This window comes from Streptomyces sp. NPDC045967, from assembly GCF_056430495.1.
The window spans coordinates 714,698-735,966 of record NZ_JBWKLE010000002.1 but is presented as its reverse complement, the minus strand read 5'-3'; the positions used below and the strand labels follow the sequence as shown (position 1 = coordinate 735,966).

The 21,269-nt window shown below is 74.9% G+C and carries 19 protein-coding genes and 3 pseudogenes; 13 read left to right on the top strand and 9 right to left on the bottom strand.

Translation table 11 applies throughout. The annotated features are described in order from the left end of the window. Positions 1 to 9: 9 nt before the first annotated feature. Positions 10 to 432: a hypothetical protein gene (locus tag AC07FY_RS06830; protein WP_479001467.1), complete on the top strand. Its 423-nt coding sequence runs from the start codon at positions 10 to 12 to the stop codon at positions 430 to 432. A gap of 32 nt (positions 433 to 464) precedes the next feature. On the opposite strand, the gene AC07FY_RS06825 is transcribed toward AC07FY_RS06830, so the two are convergent. Next, positions 465 to 644 (bottom strand): hypothetical protein, encoded by a 180-nt coding sequence (locus tag AC07FY_RS06825; RefSeq protein WP_479001465.1) that lies wholly within the window; start codon positions 642 to 644, stop codon positions 465 to 467. 79 nt (positions 645 to 723) lie between these two features. After that, positions 724 to 1,146 carry a YciI family protein gene (locus tag AC07FY_RS06820; RefSeq protein WP_479001462.1) on the bottom strand — a complete coding sequence of 141 codons (423 nt, stop codon included), beginning with the start codon at positions 1,144 to 1,146 and terminating at the stop codon, positions 724 to 726. Between the two features lie 124 nt (positions 1,147 to 1,270). On the opposite strand from AC07FY_RS06820, the gene AC07FY_RS06815 reads away from it, so the two are divergent. Together AC07FY_RS06815 and AC07FY_RS06810 are read left to right on the top strand one after the other, a co-directional pair. After that, positions 1,271 to 1,702 (top strand): GNAT family N-acetyltransferase, encoded by a 432-nt coding sequence (locus AC07FY_RS06815; RefSeq protein WP_479001459.1) that lies wholly within the window; start codon positions 1,271 to 1,273, stop codon positions 1,700 to 1,702. Between the two features lie 128 nt (positions 1,703 to 1,830). After that, the gene (locus AC07FY_RS06810; protein WP_479001456.1) at positions 1,831 to 2,568 is read left to right on the top strand and encodes a hypothetical protein; all 738 of its coding nucleotides are present in this window, start codon (positions 1,831 to 1,833) and stop codon (positions 2,566 to 2,568) included. Here the strand turns inward: AC07FY_RS06810 and AC07FY_RS06805 are convergent. Further along, positions 2,504 to 3,214 carry a lysophospholipid acyltransferase family protein gene (locus AC07FY_RS06805; protein WP_479001453.1) on the bottom strand — a complete coding sequence of 237 codons (711 nt, stop codon included), beginning with the start codon at positions 3,212 to 3,214 and terminating at the stop codon, positions 2,504 to 2,506. The genes AC07FY_RS06810 and AC07FY_RS06805 overlap by 65 nt on opposite strands. 256 nt (positions 3,215 to 3,470) lie before the next feature. On the opposite strand from AC07FY_RS06805, the pseudogene AC07FY_RS06800 reads away from it, so the two are divergent. The 3 genes and pseudogenes from AC07FY_RS06800 to AC07FY_RS06790 all read left to right on the top strand — a co-directional run. Continuing rightward, positions 3,471 to 5,924: pseudogene (locus AC07FY_RS06800) on the top strand (discoidin domain-containing protein); the annotation flags it as partial. After that, the gene (locus tag AC07FY_RS06795) at positions 5,898 to 6,374 is read left to right on the top strand and encodes a discoidin domain-containing protein (RefSeq protein ID WP_479001617.1); all 477 of its coding nucleotides are present in this window, start codon (positions 5,898 to 5,900) and stop codon (positions 6,372 to 6,374) included. The pseudogene AC07FY_RS06800 and the gene AC07FY_RS06795, both read left to right, overlap by 27 nt. 159 nt (positions 6,375 to 6,533) lie before the next feature. Beyond that, a complete protein-coding gene (locus AC07FY_RS06790) occupies positions 6,534 to 9,005 on the top strand; it encodes a D-alanyl-D-alanine carboxypeptidase family protein (protein WP_479001450.1) in 2,472 nt (823 codons plus the stop codon). A 104-nt stretch (positions 9,006 to 9,109) separates the two neighbouring features. On the opposite strand, the gene AC07FY_RS06785 is transcribed toward AC07FY_RS06790, so the two are convergent. The 4 genes from AC07FY_RS06785 to AC07FY_RS06770 all read right to left on the bottom strand — a co-directional run bounded on the left by AC07FY_RS06785 (position 9,110) and on the right by AC07FY_RS06770 (position 13,424). Then, complete coding sequence (locus tag AC07FY_RS06785; protein ID WP_479001447.1) at positions 9,110 to 9,904, bottom strand: hypothetical protein; 795 nt, start codon at positions 9,902 to 9,904, stop codon at positions 9,110 to 9,112. Next, on the bottom strand, positions 9,904 to 11,181 hold the full coding sequence (locus AC07FY_RS06780; RefSeq protein ID WP_479001444.1) for a VWA domain-containing protein: 1,278 nt from the start codon (positions 11,179 to 11,181) through the stop codon (positions 9,904 to 9,906). Before AC07FY_RS06780 ends, AC07FY_RS06785 begins: the two co-directional genes overlap by 1 nt. Before the next feature lie 69 nt (positions 11,182 to 11,250). After that, the gene (locus tag AC07FY_RS06775) at positions 11,251 to 12,882 is read right to left on the bottom strand and encodes an FAD-dependent monooxygenase (protein WP_479001441.1); all 1,632 of its coding nucleotides are present in this window, start codon (positions 12,880 to 12,882) and stop codon (positions 11,251 to 11,253) included. A gap of 131 nt (positions 12,883 to 13,013) precedes the next feature. Beyond that, positions 13,014 to 13,424 (bottom strand): organic hydroperoxide resistance protein, encoded by a 411-nt coding sequence (locus AC07FY_RS06770; RefSeq protein WP_479001439.1) that lies wholly within the window; start codon positions 13,422 to 13,424, stop codon positions 13,014 to 13,016. Between the two features lie 125 nt (positions 13,425 to 13,549). Between AC07FY_RS06770 and AC07FY_RS06765 the strand changes: the two genes are divergently transcribed. Next, positions 13,550 to 14,026 (top strand): MarR family winged helix-turn-helix transcriptional regulator, encoded by a 477-nt coding sequence (locus AC07FY_RS06765; RefSeq protein WP_479001436.1) that lies wholly within the window; start codon positions 13,550 to 13,552, stop codon positions 14,024 to 14,026. A gap of 48 nt (positions 14,027 to 14,074) precedes the next feature. Continuing rightward, a complete protein-coding gene (locus AC07FY_RS06760) occupies positions 14,075 to 15,112 on the top strand; it encodes a PHP domain-containing protein (protein WP_479001433.1) in 1,038 nt (345 codons plus the stop codon). On the opposite strand, the gene AC07FY_RS06755 is transcribed toward AC07FY_RS06760, so the two are convergent. Next, complete coding sequence (locus AC07FY_RS06755; RefSeq protein WP_479001431.1) at positions 15,099 to 16,022, bottom strand: UbiA family prenyltransferase; 924 nt, start codon at positions 16,020 to 16,022, stop codon at positions 15,099 to 15,101. The two genes, AC07FY_RS06760 and AC07FY_RS06755, sit on opposite strands and share 14 nt — an antisense overlap. Positions 16,023 to 16,098: 76 nt before the next feature. Here AC07FY_RS06755 and AC07FY_RS06750 point away from each other — a divergent pair, with 76 nt between their 5' ends. The 3 genes from AC07FY_RS06750 to AC07FY_RS06740 all read left to right on the top strand — a co-directional run bounded on the left by AC07FY_RS06750 (position 16,099) and on the right by AC07FY_RS06740 (position 18,805). Continuing rightward, a complete protein-coding gene (locus AC07FY_RS06750) occupies positions 16,099 to 17,160 on the top strand; it encodes a type III polyketide synthase (RefSeq protein WP_479001428.1) in 1,062 nt (353 codons plus the stop codon). A 68-nt stretch (positions 17,161 to 17,228) separates the two neighbouring features. After that, positions 17,229 to 17,783, top strand: a complete 555-nt coding sequence (locus AC07FY_RS06745; RefSeq protein ID WP_479001614.1) for an isoprenylcysteine carboxyl methyltransferase family protein — start codon at positions 17,229 to 17,231, stop codon at positions 17,781 to 17,783. Then, positions 17,780 to 18,805: an NAD(P)/FAD-dependent oxidoreductase gene (locus AC07FY_RS06740; RefSeq protein WP_479001425.1), complete on the top strand. Its 1,026-nt coding sequence runs from the start codon at positions 17,780 to 17,782 to the stop codon at positions 18,803 to 18,805. The genes AC07FY_RS06745 and AC07FY_RS06740 overlap by 4 nt, the downstream gene beginning before the upstream one ends. 64 nt (positions 18,806 to 18,869) lie before the next feature. Here the strand turns inward: AC07FY_RS06740 and AC07FY_RS06735 are convergent, their stop codons facing one another. Next, the gene (locus AC07FY_RS06735) at positions 18,870 to 19,892 is read right to left on the bottom strand and encodes a hypothetical protein (RefSeq protein WP_479001422.1); all 1,023 of its coding nucleotides are present in this window, start codon (positions 19,890 to 19,892) and stop codon (positions 18,870 to 18,872) included. 397 nt (positions 19,893 to 20,289) lie between these two features. Between AC07FY_RS06735 and AC07FY_RS06730 the strand changes: the two are divergent. After that, positions 20,290 to 20,797 (top strand): annotated as a pseudogene (locus AC07FY_RS06730) (carboxylesterase family protein). Then, positions 20,794 to 21,267, top strand: a pseudogene (locus AC07FY_RS06725) (HAD domain-containing protein); the annotation flags it as partial. The pseudogenes AC07FY_RS06730 and AC07FY_RS06725, both read left to right, overlap by 4 nt. Between the last annotated feature and the right edge of the window lie 2 nt (positions 21,268 to 21,269).

The window sequence follows — 21,269 nt, the reverse complement described above, 5'->3', positions numbered from 1 at the left end:
GCTCCGCGCATGACGGCTCCGTGGCATGTCCTCATCGAGGAGGACACCCGTGAGACTCGGCGCGCCGACGGCGTCGAGCTGAGACTGCACCGCTGGATGCTGGTGGCCTCGCACCCGGTCGCCGGCGGGGAGGCGCAGGCCCACGCCGCGGCCGAGGACGCCGCACTGCACTACCTGCCGGCGGTCCTGGTGCGCCATGCCCGGCCGGGTGACACGCCGGCCCGCCGGGTCTTCCTCACCGCCGACGGTGCCTGGCTGGTGTGGCTCAGGCAGCACCACCGGGAATGCCACTTCCGGGTGACCGCCGCCCGCCTCGTCCACACCCGGGAGGAGGCACAGGCTCCGCCGAAGACCTTCAAGGAGAAGGTCCGCCACGCTCTTCTGGAAGGCCCGCAGCCTCCTGCGGCGAGCCCGTGGCCGCCCCAGGACTAGCGGGCGGCTTCTGCGGTGCGGCGGGGGCCGGATCAGGCTGCGGGGACGACCGACGCGCGTATCGCCGAGGCCCACTCCGCGAGCAGCGTGGCGTGCCGCACGCGCTCGGTGTCGGAGAGCCTGCCTTCGGCGCGGGCGAAGAGTCCGCGGATGTCGGCGTTGATCTCGGCGAGGGGGCGTTCGGCGGCGGGTTCGGCAGGGGTCGGGCTCACATGATCAAGAGTAGGCGGTGCCACGGACAACGGTGACCGCCGTCCGGCATCCGGACGGCGGTGTCGGCGGTGTCCGCGATCAGGCCGGGGCGTCCTGCCGCGGGACCTCGCCCACCGGGTGGACGATGACGGGATAGTTCGGCGCGCCCTCCGGCATCGGGCAGGCGTGGGCCCGCGCCGCGATCTCGGCCGCCCGGTCGAAATCGGCCACGTCGACCACCCAGTACCCGGCGAGCACCGCACTCGTCTCCCCGTACGGCACGTCGGACACGTGCGGTGTGCCGTCGGCTCCGGCGGTGACCAGACGGGCCCGGCGCGGTTCGGCGAGTCCCTCGGCCTCGACCCACTCGCCCGCCGCGACGAGTTCCGCGTTCAGTGCTCCCATGTGCGCGACCATCGCCTCCAGGTCGGCCGCGGACCAGGCGGGCCCGTCCCCGCCGCCCCGGCCGGCCATGGCGTCGTAGTCGGCCTGCTTGCCCAGGAGCATCAGCATGTACTTCATGGGGTGCCACTCCTCACGCCCGCCGGCAGCGGTCAGTCCCATTCCGACACATCGGCGGTGATGGCGCCAGGCGGCACTCCGTCCCGGCCCACCCCGGGGTCTCGTCTCGCCGTACCCTGACCCCATGAAGATCATCGACCTGGAGCCGGGCGACTCCCGACTGACCGACGACCTGCTGCCCGTCCTGCGCGAACTGCGCCCCCACCTGACCGAGGACCTGTTCCGCTCGGTCCTGGCGGAGGGGCAGGGCCAGGGGCTGCGGTTCAGTGCGGCCTACGACGAGGACGGCGTGTGCGTCGGCGCGGCCGGCTGGCGGATCGTCGCGAACACCTACCTGGTCCGCAAGCTCTACGTCGACGACCTGGTCACCGCATCGACCGCCCGCTCCACGGGCGTGGGTCACGCGCTCCTCGGCCACCTCGAGGAGCGGGCCAGGGCCGCCGCCTGCACCACGCTCGCCCTGGACTCCGGTACCCAGCGGACCGACGCCCACCGCTTCTACTTCCGCGAGCGGATGGCCGTGACCGCCTTCAGCTTCGAAAAGCCCCTCACGTGACCGGACCGGCTGCGATCCGCCGGATCCCGTGACCGAACCGTCTCCGCTCCGATGCCCGAGCGGCCTCGTCAGCGCGGCGCGTGCTTGTTAGGTTCTGGCCTCCGCCCATCCGAGGAGAACCGATTCGCATGCCCCCTTCCGTCGAACGCCGCCGGGCCCTCACCGCCGCGGCCGCGGCCGCGGCGCTGCTGGCGAGCCTGACCGGCCTGACCGGATGCGGGGACAAGGACGAGAGGGTGCCGACGGCCGCCTCCCTCTCCGGGACCGCCACCACCCCGGCGGCCGCGCAGACGGCCGCGACTCCGGCGGCCGCTTCCGCCGCGCCCGCCTCCCCTTCGGTCCCGGGAGCCCCCTCCCCGTCCGCGCCGCCCGCCCCGGCCCCGCCGGCGGCCGCGCCGCGCACCACGCCGCCGGCGGCCCCGACCCGCCTGCGGGCGGCGGTCGAGACCCGGGGCGGCGGCCTCGCGCTCGTGCGCGGTGGCGCGGCGCAGGAGTTCACCGTCACCTTGCGGAACGGCAACTCCGCCGGGTACCGGCACCTGCTGGTCGCCGTGCAGATGGAGTTCCTCGTCGGCGAGGCGGGTGACCTGCCGGTCAGCGGGCCGGGCTTCCTGCTGGAGCGCCTCGACCCGGCCTCGGGAACCTGGCGTCCCGCCGCGCTGCGCGTCGCCAACGACCACAAGCCCGCGTCCGCCTTCACCGGTGGGGCCCCGCTCGCCCGCGACGGCGTACGCGTCGAGCGCTACCGGATGCGGGCGACGGCGGGCGGTCCCACGGGCAGCAGCCCCCTCGTCGTGTCCTTCATCGACACCGACGCCGACCGGGAGGCCGCGGCCCACGTGGTTCTGGCGCACACCACCCGCTGACGGGCTCCCCCAGGGCGAGCACCGCGGTGCGCCATGCGGCCGTGACCGCCTCACGAGCCCGCTCCGTCGCCTCGGGCACCCGGTCGGGCAGGTGGAGCGGCGAGCCGATGTGCACGTGCAGACCTGGCCTGCGCAGCGGCGCGGTCAGGGCACCGGCGAGCTGCTTGGCACGGCCGCCGGAGCACAGCCGGCGCGCACCGGCCTGACCCACGGGCACGACCGGCGCGCCGGTCGCCGCGGCGAGCCGGGCCAGGCCGGTGCGGAAGGGCCCCGGGGCGCTCTCCCCCGCGTCACGGCGGCCGGGCAGACCGCCCTCTCCGTAGAGCAGCACGTCGCGGCCCGCCGCGAGGGCGGTGGCCGCGGCGTCGAGGGAGTCGGCGGCGCGGCGGGTGCCGCGGTGGACGGCGATGTGCCCTTCGCGGCGCAGCGCGGTCCCGAGCAGCGGTACCCGCCACAGACCGCCGGTGGCGAGGATGACCGGCTCGATCCCGTACCGGCGGAGCGCGGCGACCACCACCGCGGGATCGGCGAGCGAGGTGTGGTTGGCGACGAGGATGCTGCCCCCGGCGGGCCGCGTCGCGGGGTCGGCGGTGACCGTCAGGGAGCCGAAGGCGGGGACGACGGCGGCGGCGAATCGGCTGAGCATGGGACGACCCCGTTCGGATGGCGCGGTGGTGGTGTGCTCATCGTGGGCGGCCCGGGCGGCGCGGTCATGAGTAGCCGTACTCACCCGGCGTAGGCACGCCACCCCCGCTCCCCGTCCCGACTCCTTCGCAGATTTATTGCGAGCTAGCGTCGATTTTTTGCGTACCTTCATGGACTTCCTTCGGGCGGAGTCCTAGCCTCCTGCGTTGAGCCGCCTCCCCCGACCCGCCGATCGAGCCGCAAGGACGTGCCTGCCCATGTCCCAGACGCCACACAGCCCCCACCCCGGTGCCGGACAGGTCCGACGGATCAGACGGCGCGGCGCCGCCGTCTTCCTGGCCATGACCCTGACCGCCACCGCCGCGCTGACCGCCCTGGCCCTCGGCGGCGCGCCCGCCGCGTACGCCGCGGGCGTGCCCGCCCCCTCGCCGATCGGCATACCGGGCCGCGGCGCGGACGTGCCGTTCACCGAACTGGAGGCCGAGTACGCGCAGTCCAACGGCACGCTGATCGGCCCGGACCGGCACTACGGCCGTCTGCCCTCGGAGGCCTCCGGGCGGCAGGCGGTGACCCTGAACGCCGCCGGGCAGTACGTGGAGTTCACTCTCACCGAACCCGCCAACGCGATGTCCCTGCGCTACAGCCTGCCCGACACGGCCGACGGGAAGGGACGCGACGCCACCATGGACGTGCGGGTGGACGGCCAGTCGGTCCGGACCCTGCCGGTGACCTCCAAGTACAGCTGGTACTACGGGGGCTACCCCTTCAACAACAACCCCGGCGACACCAACCCCCACCACTTCTACGACGAGTCGCGGACCCTGCTCGGTGCCACCTATCCGGCCGGATCGAAGGTCCGCGTGCAGGTGACCTCGACCGCGCAGTCGCCCAGTTTCACCCTCGACCTCGCCGACTTCGAGCTCGTCGCGCCGGCCGCGGGCAAGCCGGCCGGAGCCCTCGACGCCGTCGCGGACTTCGGCGCGGACCCCACCGGGGCCACCGACTCCACCGCCAGGATGCAGGCCGCGGTCGACGCCGGGCGGGCGCAGGGCAGGACGGTGTTCGTGCCGCCCGGTAGCTACACGCTCCACGACCACGTGGTCGTGGACGGGGTCACCGTGCAGGGCGCGGGTCCCTGGTACACGGTCTTCGGCGGACGCGATCCCGTGCACCGCAACCGGGCGGCCGGCTTCTACGGCAAGTACGTCCCGGGCGGGGGCTACACCGGCCCGGTGCGGCCGCACGAGGCGAACGGGCCGAGCAGGAACGTCACGCTGAAGGACTTCGCGATCATCGGTGACATCCGGGAGCGGATCGACGACGACCAGGTCAACGCCATCGGCGGGGCGATGTCCGACTCGACCGTGGACAACCTCTGGGTGCAGCACGTCAAGGTTGCCGCGTGGATGGACGGTCCGATGGACCGCTTCACCATCAAGAACAGCCGCTTCCTCGACATGACGGCCGACGGCGTCAACTTCCACACCGGTGTCACGCGTTCCCGCGTCACCGACACGTTCGTGCGCAACGCCGGTGATGACGGGCTGGCCTCCTGGCCGCAGGACAAGCCCAACGTCGACATCAGCTTCGACCACAACACGGTGGTCCTGCCGATCCTGGCCAACAACATCGTCACGTACGGCGGCCGGGACTTCACCATCTCGGACAACGTCATGTCCGACACCGTCACCAACGGCGGAGGACTGCACATCGCCAACCGCTACCCGGGGGTCAGTTCGGGGAAGGGCACCGCGGTCGCGGGCACCGTCACCGCCGCCCGCAACACCCTGATACGGACCGGGAACAGCGACTTCAACTGGAACTTCGGGGTCGGGGCGATCTGGTTCTCCGGCCTCAACGAGCCGGTGCGGGGCGCGGCCATCAACATCTCCGATACCGAGGTGCTGGACTCCTCCTACGCCGCGGTCCACGCGATCGAGGGCGCCGTGAGCGGGGTCAGCCTCACGAACGTCACGATCGACGGCGCCGGGACGTACGCCGTCCAGGCGCAGTCCGCCATGGCCATGAAGCTCACAGGCGTCACGGCGCGGCACATCGCGCAGGCCGCGACCCCGATCCACAACTGCGTCGGCGCCGGCCTCCAGATCACCGACGGCGGCGGCAACTCCGGCTGGAACACCGGCCAGACCTGCTCCGGCACCTGGCCGGCGCCGGTGTGGACCAACGGCGGCGTCCCCGGCGGGGGAGGCACCGCACCGCCTACCACGCCGCCGACGACTCCCCCCACCACCCCGCCGACCACTCCCCCGACAACCCCGCCCACCACCCCGCCCCACGGCAACCTGGCGCAGGGCCGGCCCGCCACCGCCTCCTCCTCGGTCCCGTCGTACGGCGCCGCCAATGCGGTGGACGGCAACCCGTCGACCTATTGGGAGAGCAACGGAAACGCCTTTCCGCAGACCCTCACCGTCGACCTCGGCGAGGCGAAGACGGTCGGCAAGGTCACGCTGGGACTCCCGCCCTCGGCGGACTGGGCCCGGCGGACCCAGACCCTGTCGGTGCTCGGCTCGACTGACGGCGCCACCTGGTCCACGCTGACGGGTGCCTCGGGCGTCACCTTCGACCCGGCCTCCGGCAACAGGGCGACGCTGACCTTCGAGGCGGCCGCGGCGCGCCACGTCCGGGTTCAAGTCACCGGGAACACCGGCTGGCCGGCGGGTCAGGTGGCGGAGTTCGAGGTCTACGCCGCCTCCAGTGATCCGACGGCTCCGCCCAGCCCTCCGGCGGGCGGCAACCTCGCCCTGGGGCGAGCCGCTGCGGCCACCGGACACAGCCAGGGTTACGTGGCCGCCCACGCCACGGACGGGCAGGCGGGCACCTACTGGGAGAGCGTCAACCACGCCTTCCCGCAGTCCCTGACCGTGGACCTCGGCGCGCAGCGGACGGTGGGCCGGCTCGTCCTGCGGCTTCCCGCCGCGTGGGGCACCCGTACCCAGACCTTCTCCGTGCTCGGTTCGGCCGACGGCGCCGGGTGGTCCGCCCTGAAGGCAACGGCCCCGTACGTGTTCACCGAGGGGGTCAACACCGTCACCCTCCCGCTGCCGCCGGGGAGCGGCGTGCGCCATCTGCGGCTGGTGTTCACGGCCAACACGGGCTGGCCGGCGGGCCAGGTGGCGGAACTGGAGGCGTACTCCTCGTAGCCCCCGGCCCAATATGACCATACGGTCACAGCCTGCGGACCGTGGAACGTGTCGGCCGCCCCGGACATCTAGCAGGTCGGGGCGGCTCCACGGAGGGCCGCACCGGACGTATCGGCACGACCGGCGGCAGCCGGGTACGAGGGGCAAGGCGGGGCTGGGATGAAGGCGACGACGGTGGCGGGCGGTTCCCCGGACGAAACGGAGACCGAGGAGACGGGCCCCCCGGCACCGGACCCCGCCCCGACCGCTCCGACCAAGGCCGCACCCGAGGCCGAAGCCGGACCCGAGGCCGAGGCTGCGCCCGAAGGCGAGGCCGAGGCCGCGCCCGGAGCGGAGGCCGAGCCCGCACCGACCAAGGCCGAAGCCGGACCTGACGCCGCGGCCGACGCCGCGCCGAAGGCCGAAGCCGTGCCTGCCGAAGCGGGGGACGAAGCCGATACCGGACCCGGGGACACAGCGGAGGCCGAGGCCGAAGCCGAAGCCGCTCACGCACCCGAGGCCGAAGCGAACTCCGAGGCCGGTGACCGGGGGGTATCCGAAGGTTCTGCGAAGGGCGCGGCCGGGCCGGGAGCCGACCCAGCGGCGCGGGCCGAAGTCGAACGGGCGGCGGAAGCCCGCGCCCCTGAAGCTGATGCCGCCCCCGGAACCAGTGCCACCGCCGGTGCCGCGCCCACGCCCGAGGCGGATGCCCCCGAGACCGACGGCGATCAGCCCGCGGCCCGTCCCGGAGCGAAGGCCGCCTCTGGTGCGGGCAGCACTCAGGGGGCACCCCGGTCAGGCGTCCCGTCCGCAGCGGCAGCCGCAGAGGGGCCCCGGGCGGAGTCCGCCCCCAACGTTGCGGGCAGCCCCGCCGCGCCCCGTACCACGCCCGAACCGGCGCCCGCGAGCCCGGGCAAGCCGGGACCGGTCGAGGTGGAGGTCGCGCCCGCGGCCGAGGCCGCAGGCCCGAAGACCTCCGAGCCCGGCAGGGCCAAGACCCGAGCCGAGGCCGAGGCCGAGGCCGAGGCCAACACCGAGACCAAGACCGAAGCCAACGCCGAGACCAAGGCCAAGGCCAAGGCCAAGACCGAAGCCGAGGCCGAGACCAAGACCAAGACCCAACCCGAGGCCGACGCCGAAACCGACGTCCAGACCGAGGCCGTCGGTACGGGGAGTTCCGCGGCCCGACCGGTGCCCTCCTGGGCGCGGCCCGCCGACGGCGACTCCGAGCGGACGAGCAGGTTCGTCGCGCTCAAGCCGCTGGACGCGCCCGCACCCCCGCCGGCCCCGGCCCCGGCCCGCGCGGGCGCCACCGGGACCGCCGGCGCCACCTCCCCCACCGCCCCGGCTCCGGCGGCCCCCGTCCCCTTGGAACTGCTCGCCGAGCTCACCAACACCCCGCAGCCGCCGCGGACCCCGCGCCGCCGCGCCCTGCGGCGCTTCACGGTGTGGACCCCCGTCGTCCTGCTCCTCGCCGGCGGATTCGTCGGCGCCCAGTTGCTGCGTCCCCTGCCGGCCCCAGAGATCGTCGCGACCGCGACCGGGCACACGGTGGCCGGGCAGTTGTCCATCCCCTGGCCCGCCAAGGGCCAGGGGGCGATCCGCGTCCCCGGCTCCGGCGACATCGGCACCTTCGGCGAGCAGAGACCCGTCCCGACCGCCAGCGTCGCGAAGGTGATGACCGCCTACGTCATCCTCAAGGGCCACCCGCTGAAGAAGAACGACCCCGGCCCCGCGATCAAGGTCGACGCGAAGACCGTGGCGGACGGCACCTCCGAGCACGAGTCCCGCATCGTCGGCCTCACCGCCGGAACCGAGTTCAGCCAGCAGGACATGCTCAAGATGCTGATGATCCCCTCCGGCAACAACGTCGCCCGCCTGCTGGCGCGCTGGGACACGGGCAGCGACTCCGAGGCCGCGTTCGTCGAGAAGATGAACGCCGCCGCCCGGGAACTCGGCATGGCGGACACGGTCTACACCGACCCCAGCGGACTCGACGCCGGCACCGTCAGCACCGCCACCGACCAGCTCAAGCTCGCCGAGGCCGTCATGAAGGACGAGGCGTTCCGCGCGATCGTGGCCCTGCCCAGTGCGCCCGTCAAGGGGCTGGCGGAACCGCTCGTCAACAACAACGACCTGCTCAACAGCAGCATCAGGGGAATCAAGACCGGTTCCAGCACGCCCGCGGGCGGGGCCCTGATGTGGGCGGCGTACAAGTCGGTCGGCGACGAGACCCCGCTGATCATCGGCACACTGATGGACCAGCGTGCGGACGGCCCGGATCCGGACGCCTTGCGGAGCCTGGCCCTGGTGAAGACGAACAGCAAGAAGATCATCGAGGCGGTGCGGACGGCGCTCGCGTCGGCTCCCGTCGTCCGCAAGGGCGACACCGTCGGGTACGTCGACGACGGACTCGGCGGACGTACGCCGCTGGTGGCCGCCAAGGACCTCAACGTGGTCGGCGTGCCGGGCCAGCAGCTGAAGCTCACCCTCACGCCCGGCGCCTCGCCGCTTCCGCACGCCGCCGCGGCCGGCTCCGAGGTGGCCGTCCTGACGGCGGGCGACGGTGAGGGGGCCAAGAGCGTGCCGGTGGCGGTCGGGAGCGTCCTCGCCGAGCCTTCGTTCACGACCAGGCTGACCCGCCTCGGCTGACCCGGCCCTCCCGCCGGTGAGCGAACCGGGAGGCAGCGGTGGACGGCCGCGGCCCCGGGGTGGTTCCCGGGGCCGCGGCCGTCCGCCGTACCGGTACGGCGGGGTCAGGTGCGGGGCGGCACCCGGGAGGGGCGGCCGGAGCCGCGCGTGAGGGTGTAGCCGAAGACGCCCGCGAGGGCGGCGAGCACTCCGCCCGCCGCGGTCCACATCCAGCGGTCCGACCACCAGCCGCCGGACCAGCCGCCCTCCGGCTCGCGCAGCGAGCCCGTCACGGTGGCGGGGACCAGCGGTGCGGCAAGGGCACCGTCCACGGCGTGGGCGCCGCCGGCCTCCTCGACCGCGGCCTCCACGGCGGCACGGATCGGCAGGCCGAGGTCCTCCTCCGGCACGTCCACGACGGTCAGGCGTACGTAGTAGCTGCCCGGCAGCGGGTCGTTGGCCCATTGCTCGGCTCCGGCCCGCACCGTGCGCAGGGTGCAGGACAGTTCCACGGTGGCCGCTTCGCGGGCCGCCGCCCGGGTCTGCGTGCCGTAGGTGCACGCCTGGCGGCGGCGCAGGCCGTCGTAGACGTCGAGTTGCCAGGTCGAGGCGCCGTGCCGGCCCTTGGCCTCGGGCAGGGTGACCGCCGCCTTCACCGTCACGCGCTGCCGGGCGTCGACGGGCAGGACCCAGTAGAGGTAGTCGCCGGTGGACGCGGCGGCCGTCGCCTTCTGGCCCGGACGGAACGCCGCCGCCGTGCGGAAGCCGGTGCCCGCCTCGGTCGGGGCGGCCGCTTCGCCGGCGGACGTCGAGCGGGGGGCGGGGCTCGCCGAGGGGGTGTCGGCCAGGGCGGTCCCCGCCACGGCGAGGGCGGCGGCCGCGGCCAGCAGGCCGGCGGTCAGGGTGCGTACGGTCCGCATCAGTTGGTCCTCCAGACGGAGATGCGCCAGCGCGAGATCCAGCCCCAGAGCACACCGGCGGCCAGACCGGCCAGGGCCAGGACGGCCAGCAGCCACCAGCCGCGGCCCAGGCCGAACGCGGCGGCGTCGGACGCCCCAGCGGGGCCGTCCACGACGTCGATGGTCAGCTCGACGGGCATGCCGGGGGCGGTCTTGACGGAGGCGGGGGCGGAGAAGGAGTTGCTGACCTGCAGGCAGACGGTCTCCGGTGCCTCCTCGGCGGCGTCGTCCGCTCCGTCGACCCCGGCCTTCGGGTAGCGCAGGCCGGTCGACAGGACGTCCGTCCGGCCGTCGCCCGCCTCCGAGCCCCGTACGATCTCGCGGCCGTGCACGGTGGTGGCGCGCAGCAGGAGGCCGTAGTCGTTGTGCACGGCGCGGTCGGCGCCGATGCTGACCGAGGCGCGCAGTTCCTGGCCGGGGCGGACGTCGACCCGGTACCAGCGGTGCTCGCCGAAGGTCTCGCGGTCGCTGTAGAGGCCGGGCTTGAGCTGCGGGGCGTCCGCGCACTGCTTCGCGCCTTCGGTGGCGACCGGGTTGACGACGGGTTCGGCCGCCCGGTCGACGAGTTGCCTGACCCTGCTGGAGAGTTCGGCGGTGTGCTGCACGGAGGTGTACGTGCCGCCCGTCGCCTCGGCGATGCAGGTGAGCTGGGCGCGGATCTTGGCGTCCGGGACCAGGCCCAGGGTGTCGATCACCAGGTGGATGCCCTTGGCGGCGATGTCGCGGGCGACCTCGCACGGGTCGAGCGGTGCGCAGGTGTCCTCGCCATCGGTGATGAGCACGATGCGCTTGGTGCCGTTTCCGCCGTCGAGGTCCTGGGCCGCGGCGAGCAGGGCGGGGCCGATCGGGGTCCAGCCGGTGGGGGCGAGGGTCGCCACGGCGGTCTTGGCCTCGGTCCGGTCCAGCGGCCCGACCGGGTACAGCTGCTGGGTGTCCTTGCAGCCGAGGGCCTTGTCCTCGCCGGGGTAGGTGGCGCCCAAGGTGCGTATGCCGAGGCGCACTTCCTCGGGGACCCCGTCGATGACCTCGTTGAAGGCCTGCTTCGCGGCCGCCATCCGGGTCTGGCCGTCGATGTCGTTCGCCCGCATGGAGCCGCTGACGTCGAGGACGAGATCGACCTTGGGGGGTTCCTTCGCCGTCGGCCCGTCGGCGGCGGTGGCGCTCGCCGGGAGGAGCCCGACGGCCAGCGCGGCGAGCAGTCCGCACGCCCGGGCCGCAAGCCGTTTTCTTGTGATCATCGCCGGATCGTAGTGAGGTTCTCCCGGCATTCCAAAACGCGTCGTCGGAGCAGGTCTTGAGGCCGCGGGTCACCGCTCGGGGGCGGTGGCGAAGGTGGTGGCGAGGTGGGCTGCCAGGGCCGCCGGGTCCGGTGGGGCGAGGCGGGCGGCGAGGTGACCGTCCGGGCGGACGACGAAGGCCGTCGGGCCGTCCGGCGCGTAGAGGCGGGCGAACTCCCCATCGCTGTCGCGGTACTCGGGCAGCCCGGTCGTCCCGGCCGGGGCGCCGGGTTCGAGGATCACGCAGGTTTCCATGGCGTCGTCCGTGGATTGCCTTGCGGTGCGGGCGAGTTCAGCGGCCCGTGGATCGTCGCCGTACAGGAGCAGCACGTGGTCGCGGTCGCGCAGCAGGTCGAGGAGACGGAGCGGGTAGGCGGCGATCTCGCCGCGGAGGCCGCCGCAGTCCGGTGCCCGGTCGCCCGGCCGGGGGCCCGGCCCCTCGCCGGGCGGGTCCACGATCGGGCCGCCCCGGTAGGTGACGAGCAGTTGGGCCTCGCGCAGCATGACGGTGCGCGGGTCGTCGGGGTCGGCCTGGATGCCCGCCTCTGCGTGCCGCACGGTGCGGCCGACGACCTCCTCCCCGACCGGCCGGCGTTCGGCGTCGTAGCTGTCCAGCAGGCCGGGGTGGGCGCGGCCGCCGACCGCGAGGGCGAGTTTCCAGGCCAGGTTCCAGGCATCCTGGATACCGGTGTTCATGCCCTGGGCGCCGGTCGGCGGGTGGATGTGCGCCGCGTCCCCGGCGACGAAGACCCGGCCGTCGGAGTACCGGTCCACGATCCGGTGGCTGATGCGGAACACCGAGGCCCAGCGGATGCCGGAGGCGGTGGCGGGCCGCGGTGACAGCCGGTCCAGGACGGTCTGGATGTCGGGGAGCGCGGGGGCCCGGCCGGTCTGCAGACCGTGGGCGACCGTGTCGGGGCCGGCGTCGGCCTGCTGCGCGGCGGAGAGTTCGGGCGGGACCATCATCGAGACGCGGTACCGGCCGCGACCGGGCAGCGGGATGGCCACCAGCACGTCGTCGACCGCCCCGGCGGCGTCGCGGTGCATCGACCGGACGGCGTACGGGTGCGGGAGGTCCCAGTCGACCGCCACGTCGGCGAGCATGAACTCCTCGGGGAAGGCGCGGCCTTCGTAGCTGAGCCCGAGGCCTTTACGGACGGCGCTGTGCGCGCCGTCGCAGCCGACGAGGAAGCGGGTCCGCAGCTCTTCCTCGGAGCCGGAGGGGGTGCGCAGCCTGCTGGTGACGCCGTTGGCGTCCTGCGCGAACGACATCAGCTCGGTGCCCCGCTCGACGGCGGTCCCGAAGCGGGCGAGGAACCCGTCGAGGATGCGTTCGGTCTCGTACTGCGGCAGTGCCGCGAATCCGTACGGGACTTCGGGCGGCAGCGCGAATTCGATGCGGGGCTGTTCGACGCCGTCCAGGTACGCCAGCTGGCCGCGCATGGGGACGGCCGCGTCCAGGGCGGCGCGGACGAGCCCCATGCGGTCCCACAGTTCGAGGGTGCGCGGCTGGATGCCGACGGCCTTGGCGAAGGGGAGCCGGGCGGGCAGCCGGTCGACGATCCGGCAGGAGACGCCGCGCCGGCGCAGCTCGACGGCGGCGGTCAGCCCGACCGGGCCTGCGCCCACGACCAGTACGTCTGTGGAGAAGGTGTGCGCCACGGGCGCCTCCCGGCGTACGACCGCCCCGGTGCGGGGCGGTGCCCCTCCATGGTCGCCGTACGCCGGCGGACCGGCATCTCCGGCCGCGGCCGAAGGGGCCGGCCGGACGGCTCCCCGGCCGGACGATCCGACTACTCGATCACGAGCTCGACGTCGATGTTGCCGCGCGTGGCGCGGGAGTACGGGCAGACCTCGTGCGCCTGCTTGACCAGGAGGGCGCCGGTCTCGCCCGCCAGGGACTCGGGGAGCTCGACCCGCAGGACCGCGGCCAGGCCGAAGCCGGCGCCGTCCTTGCCGATGGAGACCTCCGCCGTGACCGACACCTCACTGGTGTCGACCTTGGCCTGGCGGCCGACCAGGCCGAGCGCACTGGCGAAGCACGCGGCGTACCCGGCGGCGAAGAGCTGCTCGGGGTTGGTGCCCTCTCCGTTGCCGCCGAGCGCCGGCGGCATGGCGAGGGCGAGGTCGAGCCGGCCGTCGGAGCTGACGGTGCGGCCCTCGCGGCCGTTGGCGGTGGCGACAGCGGTGTACAGCGCGTCCATCGGAGTTCCTCTCGCGGAAGTGGTCCTGCGGCGGCCGGTGGCCGACCGCGCTCCACCATTAGAGCACGCAATTCAGTTGTGCACAATTAAATGCCTCGCCGAGGTTGCCCCGGTACACTGGCGCCATGACCGAGCAGCCGACCGCCCTCTCCTCCGACCAGGACTTCCTCCGTCTGGACGGCCAGATCTGCTTCGCGCTGAACGCCGCGAGCCGCGCCTTCGGCGGCCTGTACCGCGTCGTCCTGAAGGACCTGGGCCTGACCTACCCGCAGTACCTGGTGATGCTCGTGCTGTGGGAGCACGGCGAGCTGCCGGTCAAGGAGATCGGCCGGCACCTGCGGCTGGACTCCGGGACGCTGTCCCCGCTGCTCAAGCGACTGGAAGCGGCCGGCCTGGTGCGCCGCGAGCGCAGCACCGAGGACGAGCGGTCCGTGCACGCCCGGCTGACGGACGAGGGGGCCGCGCTGCGCGGGCGCGCCGTGGAGGTCCCGCGCCGGATCGCCGCCGCGACGGGCTTCGAGCTGACCGAGATCGTCGAGCTCCAGACCCGCCTGAACCGCCTCACGGCCGCGCTCGACGCCGCCGCCCCGCAGGAGGCGTGAGCGGGCGAACCGCCGGACACTGGGTTCCGGAAAGGCAGGAGGTGCCCGATGGACCCGGTGGCGGCGCTGGACCGGATCGCCTTCCTGCTCGAACGCGCCCAGGAGCCCACCTACCGGGTGCGGGCCTTCCGTACGGCCGCGGACGTGGTCGGCCGCCTGGGTGAGCGCGAGACGGCCGAACGGGCGGCGGCCGGCTCCCTGGAAGCGGTCAAGGGCATCGGGCCCAAGACCGCCCAGGTGGTACGGGAAGCGCTCGGCGGAACGGTCCCCGCCTACCTGCGGAAACTCGAGGACGAGGCCGCCGCGCTCCCCGAGGGCCCGCCCGCCTCGCCCGCCGCCACCGCGCTGCGGGCCGCCCTGCGCGGAGACTGCCACGTGCACTCCGACTGGTCCGACGGAGGCAGCCCGATCGAGGCGATGGGGCGGGCCGCGGCCTCGCTCGGCCACGAGTACGCCGTGCTGACCGACCACTCGCCGCGGCTGACGATCGCCCGCGGGCTCTCCCCGGAGCGGCTGCGCGAACAGCTGCGGGTGGTCGCGGAGCTCAACGAAACCTGGGCGCCGTTCAGGCTGCTGACCGGCATCGAGTGCGACATCCTCGACGACGGCTCGCTGGACCAGGAGCCGGAGCTGCTCGACCGGCTCGACCTCGTCGTCGGCTCCGTCCACTCGAAGCTGCGGATGGACGCTCCCGCCATGACCCGGCGGATGGTCGCCGCCGTGCGCAACCCCTTGATGGACGTCCTGGGCCACTGCACGGGCCGGCTGGTGACCGGCCGGACCAGGCCGCCGTCCCGGTTCGACGCCGAGGCCGTCTTCGCGGCCTGCGCGGAATCCGGTACCGCCGTGGAGATCAACAGCCGGCCCGAGCGGCTGGATCCGCCGCGGGACCTGCTGCGCCTGGCCGTCGCCGCCGGGACCTCCTTCGCGATCGACACCGACGCCCACGCGCCCGGCCAGCTGGACTGGCAGATGCTCGGCTGCGAGCGGGCCGCGGAGTGCGGAGTGCCGGTCGGGCACGTGATCAACACCTGGCCGGTCGAGCAGCTGCTGGACTGGACCCGTAGCCGTACTAGGCCGACCTGAGCTGGACCACCAGCAGAACCGCGTCGGCTCCCGCCACGCTCAGCACGGCCAGGAAGGGGAGCCGGCCGGCGGGGCGCCGGGACGCCAGGAGCAGCGCCGCCGCCGTCCCCGCCAGCAGGACCCAGCCGTAGCCCGTCACCGGCCCGGGCGGCCCCGCGACCAGGGCGACGGCCGAGCCGAGGACCAGGAGCGCGGCGAGCGCGGCCGAGCGCCGGGCCCCGAGCCGCTGCGGCAGGCCCGCCACCCCGGTGGACAGGTCACCGGCGATGTCCGGCAGCACGTTGGCGAAGTGCGCGCCCGCCCCCAGCAGGCCCGCCGCCGCGGTGAGCCAGGGCGGCGGCCACGGCGTGCCGGGCAGACCCAGGGTGACGAAGGCGGGCAGCAGGCCGAAGGCCAGGGCGTACGGCAGCCAGGACACGACCGTGCCCTTGAGCCGCAGGTTGTACCCCCAGGCGGCCGCCACCGCGGCGAGGTGCACCGTCCCGGCGAGCAGCCCTCCGGCGAGCGACAGCGGGACGCAGACCAGCAGCGCCAAGGCCGCCGCCCAGGACACTGCGGCAGGTCGCACCGAGCCCGCGACCAGCGGTTTGTCCCGCCGCCCCACGCTCCGGTCGCGCCGCAGGTCGGCCCGGTCGTTGCTCCACCCGACCGAGAGCTGGCCCGCGGCGACCGCGCCCAAGGCCGCGGCCCCTCCCGTGAGGCCGCGCCCGGCGGCGGTGGCGAGCGCAGCGGTGACGAGGGTGACGGCCGCCGCCGGGAGGGGGTGGCAGGCAGCCAGCAGCCCCGCGGCCGCACCGCCGCGCAGGCGTCGTACGGGCGTGTCGGTCGCGGCCCGTGCGGCGGCGGTCTCCCCGGCATCGGTCTCCAGGGGGGCGGGGGCGGCTCCGTGGGGCGTGGTTCGCGGGGGCACGGTGACACGGTATGCCGCGCCGCGCCCGGTTCGCCTCATTCGTAATGATGTGTCAGTTGTTTCCTATGGTGAACGAATGACGCGTGTCCTGGCAGTGAGCAGCGTGTTCCCTCCCCACCTCCATACGCAGGCCGAGATCACGGACGCACTGGCCCGCTTCCTGCCGCCGGGCCCCGAGACCGCCCTGCTGCGCCGCGTGCACGCGTCGGTGCGCGTCGACAGCCGCCATCTCGCGCTCCCGCTGGAGCGGTACGGACCCTCGAACGACTTCGGCACGACCAACGCCCTGTTCCTCGAAGCGGCCTTGGAACTCGGCGGCCGGGCCCTCGCCCTCGCCCTCGAAGGTGCGGGGTTGCCGGCTCCGGAGATCGACCTGGTCATGTCGACCACGGTGACCGGGCTCGCGACGCCCTCGCTGGAGGCCCGCCTCGCCGCAGGCGCCGGACTGCGCCCCGACGTGCGGCGGGTCCCGCTCTTCGGCCTCGGCTGCGCGGCGGGCGCGGCCGGTATCGGCCACCTCCACGACCACCTGACGGGCCGACCGGGGCACGCGGCCGTGCTGCTCTCCACCGAACTGTGCTCGCTCACCCTCCAGTCCACGGACCCCTCGACGGCGAACCTGGTGGCGGGGGCCCTGTTCGGCGACGGGGCGGGTGCGCTCGTCGCGGTGGGCCGCGAGCACCCCCTGTACTCCGCGGGCGCCGGGCCGTCGGTGGTGGCCGCGCGCAGCCGCCTCTACCCGGGGACGGAGCACCTGCTCGGCTGGGACATCGGCCACTGGGGCATGCGCATGGTGCTCGGCCGCGAACTGCCGGACCTGGTACGGCTGCACGTGGCCGAGGAGGTGGAGACCTTCCTCGCCGCTCACGACCTCAAGCCCTCGGACGTCGACGCCTGGGTCTGCCATCCGGGCGGCCCGAAGATCCTCGACGCGCTGGCCGAGGCCCTCGCCCTGCCCGCGTCCGCCTTCGCGGCGAGCCACCGCTCGCTGGCCGCCGTCGGCAACCTCTCCTCCGCGTCGGTCCTGCACATCCTGGGCGGCATCCAGAGCGCGGGGCCGCCGCCGCCCGGATCGGTCGGGCTGATGCTGGCCTTCGGGCCGGGCTTCGCCTCCGAACTCGTCCTCCTCCGCTGGTGATCCCCGCCGCGGCTCCCCCGACACCCCCACTCTCCCTGGCTGGTGACTCCATGGCCCTCGCTCCGTCCATGATCTGGTACCTGCTGCTCATCGCCCTCGTCGCGGCCGAGCGGCTCGCCGAACTCGCCACGGCCCGCCGCCACGCGGCGTGGAGCCTGGCCCGCGGCGGCCGCGAGTACGGCCGTGGCCACTACCCCGTGATGGTCACCCTGCACACCGCCCTGCTGGTGGGCTGCGTGGTGGAACCCCTGGCCGCCGGGCGCCCCTTCCTGCCCGTGCTCGGCTGGACGGCGCTGGCCGTGGCCCTGGCGGCGCAAGCCCTGCGCTGGTGGTGCATCGCGACCCTCGGACCGCGCTGGAACACCCGGGTGCTGGTCGTGCCCGGCCTTCCGCTGGTGGCGGCCGGGCCGTACCGGTGGATGCGCCACCCCAACTACGCGGCGGTGGTCGCCGAGGGTGTCGCGCTCCCGCTCGTGCACGGCGCCTGGCTGACCGCCGGCGTCTTCACCGCGCTCAACCTGCTGCTCCTGCGCGTGCGCATCGGCTGCGAGGACGCGGCGCTCACGGACGGCGGACGGCTGCGCGCCCCCGCCTCCGTGCCCGCGGCCGGCTCCCCTTCGTGATCGACCTGCTGATCGCGGGCGGCGGCCCGGCCGGTCTGGCCACGGCCATCCACGGGGCGCTGGCGGGCCTCGAGGTGGTGGTCGTCGAACCGCGGCCCACCCCCGTGGACAAGGCGTGCGGGGAGGGCCTGATGCCGGGGGCCGTCGCCCGGCTGCGGGAACTGGGCGTGGCCCCGCCCGGGCAGCCGTTCCACGGCATCCGCTACGTGGACGGCGTCAGCGGACGGCACGCGGACGGACGGTTCGACTCCGGCCCCGGCCTCGGTGTCCGGCGCACCGTCCTCCAGGCGGCGCTGGCGCGGCGCGCCGCGGAGCTGGGCGTACGGGTGGTCCGCCGCCGCGTCGAGGCCGTCGGCCAGGGCCCGGACGGCGTCAGCGCGGCCGGGTTCACCGCCCGCTACCTCGTCGCCGCGGACGGCCTGCACTCGCCGGTCCGGCGCGCGCTCGGCCTGTCGGCGCCGCCCGCGCCCGGCCGCCCCGCACGCTACGGGCTGCGCCGCCACTACGGCGTCGAACCGTGGAACGACCTCGTCGAGGTGCACTGGGCGGCGCACTGCGAGGCCTACGTCACCCCGCTCGGGCCCCACCGGATCGGCGTGGCCGTGCTGACCACCGAGCAGGCGCCCTACGACGTACAGCTCGCCCGGTTCCCGCTGCTGGCGGCGAAGCTGCCGGCGTCGCCCGCGGCGCCGGTGCGCGGAGCCGGGCCGCTCCGGCAGGGGGCCAGGGTCCGGGTGGCGGGGCGCGTGCTGTTCGTCGGGGACGCGGCCGGGTACGTGGACGCGCTGACCGGCGAGGGCCTGACCCTGGCGGTGACGGCGGCGGGTGAACTGGTGCGCTGTGTCCGGGCGGGGCGGCCGCAGGCGTACGAACAGGCCTGGCGGGAGCTGTCGCGCAGCTACCGCGCGCTCACCGAGTCCCTGCTCTGGGCACGCCACCGGCCGCCGCTCGCCCGCCGGATCGTCCCGCTGGCGGCCCGGCTCCCGCGGGTGTTCACCCGGGCCGTGAACCTCCTGGCGTGACCGCCCGACGGCGAACGGCACCCCGTGCCGGTACGCACGGGGTGCCGCTGTCCTGCGCGCGGGATCAGGCCGCGCCCTCCCGGCGGTTCGCCAGCGCCACTCCCGCGAGGACGGCGCCGGCGGCCGCGCTGAGCATCACGATGCTGCCCGCCCAGCCGACGGTCCCGCCGACGGCTCCGGCCAGGGGGTCGAAGGCCGTGACGCCCGCGCACACGTGCAGGGCGACGACGCCGAGGGCCGTGACCGCGGCCGCCCGCCACACCGGCGCGGTGTCCCGCACCGCCAGCAGCACGCCGAAGCCGATGCACAGCACCGCGACGAGCAGGGGCAGGAGGTCCAGGGGCCTCGCCGATCCCAGGGCCGCCAGATCCGCCGGCAGGTGCGGCGCGGCGGTGACCAGCAGGGCGGTCGCCACCGGCCAGCGCAGCACGTGCCGCAGGGCCGCAGGTCCGGAGCGGGCCGGTCGCGGCCGGGCCGGGTCGCGACGGTCCGGCCGGGCGCGCCGGCTCGGCTGCGCGTCCGGGGCGTCGCGCCGCTCCCGGTGCGGCGGTGCGTACGTCCCCGGGGCGTGCTGCGCCTCCGCGGGCTCGGCCCGCGCGGACGGCTCCCGGGCGTACGCCTCCTGCGCGGTCCCGGGCGGTCCCGACGGCTCGGGCGGCACCGGGCCGGGCGCGTCGGACGCCTGGGACGGTGGGGGCTGCCCCGCTTGGTCGGCCTCCTCGGTGCCGAGGATGCCGGCCAGCAGGGCCACCTCCTCGATGGGCCGTCCGACTGCGGCGGCGCGCAGCGTGATGGCCGCCGCATCCCCCTCGTGCGGGCTTTCGCCGAGCAGGGCGACCATCTCCCGCACTTCGTGCACGGGGCGGGCCACCGCGGCCGTACGCAGCGCCTCGTGTCCCGGATCGGACTGTCCGCTGTCCTTGAGGAGGCTCACCAGTGCGGTGACCTCGGCCAGGGGACGGCAGGTGGCCGCCGTGTTCAGCAGGGTGCGCACCGGCTCGGGGTCGGGGGCGTCCGTCCGGGTGGTCTCGGGGATCTCCCGGGGGTCTTCCGGGTCGGTCGCCGGGAGGGTGATGGGGTCATTCATGGAAAGCTCCGTTCGCCGACACGCGGGTCTACACATCGCGCGCCGGTCATCGTGCGTCGTGGGAAGCGCACGCTTTGTTACATTGACGACCGGATCCGCCCACTGCGCCATTCGGGGCGGGCAAACGGGGGTGGGGCCGGAGGTACAGCCGCCGTCCGGGGCGAGGCTGACGCGTGCTCGATGTGCGGAGGTTCCGGCGCCGGTGCGCCCCGCCGCTGGGGGTCGACGCTGTCGGCCGTGCTCGTCGCGGCGGGCGCGGCGCCGGGGCCGCAGCGGCCGGGTCCCGAGCGCCCCGTCCTGGCGCGACCGACCGACCCGCGTCTGGTGGGTCCGACAGACACGCGCCTGGTAGGGCTGACGGACCCGCGCCCTGCGGGGCCGACCGCCTCCCGCCCCGGTGGGGCCGACCGACCCGCGCCCGTGGGGGCCGACGGGCCCGCGGCCCGTCGCGGACACCGGCCGGGGACGGGTGCGGGACGTCGACCACGGCACCCACCGCTCCTTCGGGGGCTTCCCGTACGCCGCTCCCCCGACGGGCGCACTGCGCTGGCGGCTTCCGCAGCCGGTGCCCCGGTGGGCGGGCGTGCGCGACGCGGGTGCGCCCGGGGCGCGCTGTGTGCAGCTGCCCGCGCGGGCCCGGCGGGCCGAGCGGTTCCGAGGACTGCCCGTACCTGAACGTCACCGCCCCGTCGGGCGCTCCCGCCCACGCCCCGGCCGGGCGGCCCGTCATGGTCTGGTTCCACGGCGGGGGCTCCTTGACCCGGCCCCGCCCGGACCCCACCCGATCGACGCCCGAACCGCCCACCGCTGCTCCCTGTGGGACACCCACTGGCCCCACCCGGCCCGTCGCGGCTGACGCCGCGGAAACCGGACGCGGCCGGAGCGGCGTTACGGTGCTGTCATGACCCCTCCGGCCGAACTCCCCCTGCTCTTCCTCGATGTCGACGGACCCCTCATCCCGTTCGGGGCGGGCCCCTATCCGGAAGGGGACGCGGCCAACCCCCTGCTCGCCAGGATCGACCGCACGCTCGGACCCCGTCTCGCCGCCCTGCCCTGCCGACTGGTGTGGGCCACGACCTGGATGGCCGAGGCCAACGCGTGCGTGGCGCCGCGGCTCGGGCTGTCGGAGCTGCCGGTGGTGGAGTGGCCCGAGCCCTGCGAGGAGGACGGGCGGGGCGGGCTCCACTGGAAGACACCGACGCTCGTCGGCCTCGCCGCAGGGCGGCCGTTCATCTGGGTCGACGACGAGATCACCGACGCCGACCGGGCCTGGGTGGCCGCCTGCCATCCGGGCCGGGCCCTGCTGCACCGGGTGGATCCCGGCCGGGGGATCGGGGCGGCGGACCTCCGTGTGATCGGCGGGTGGCTGGGGGCGGG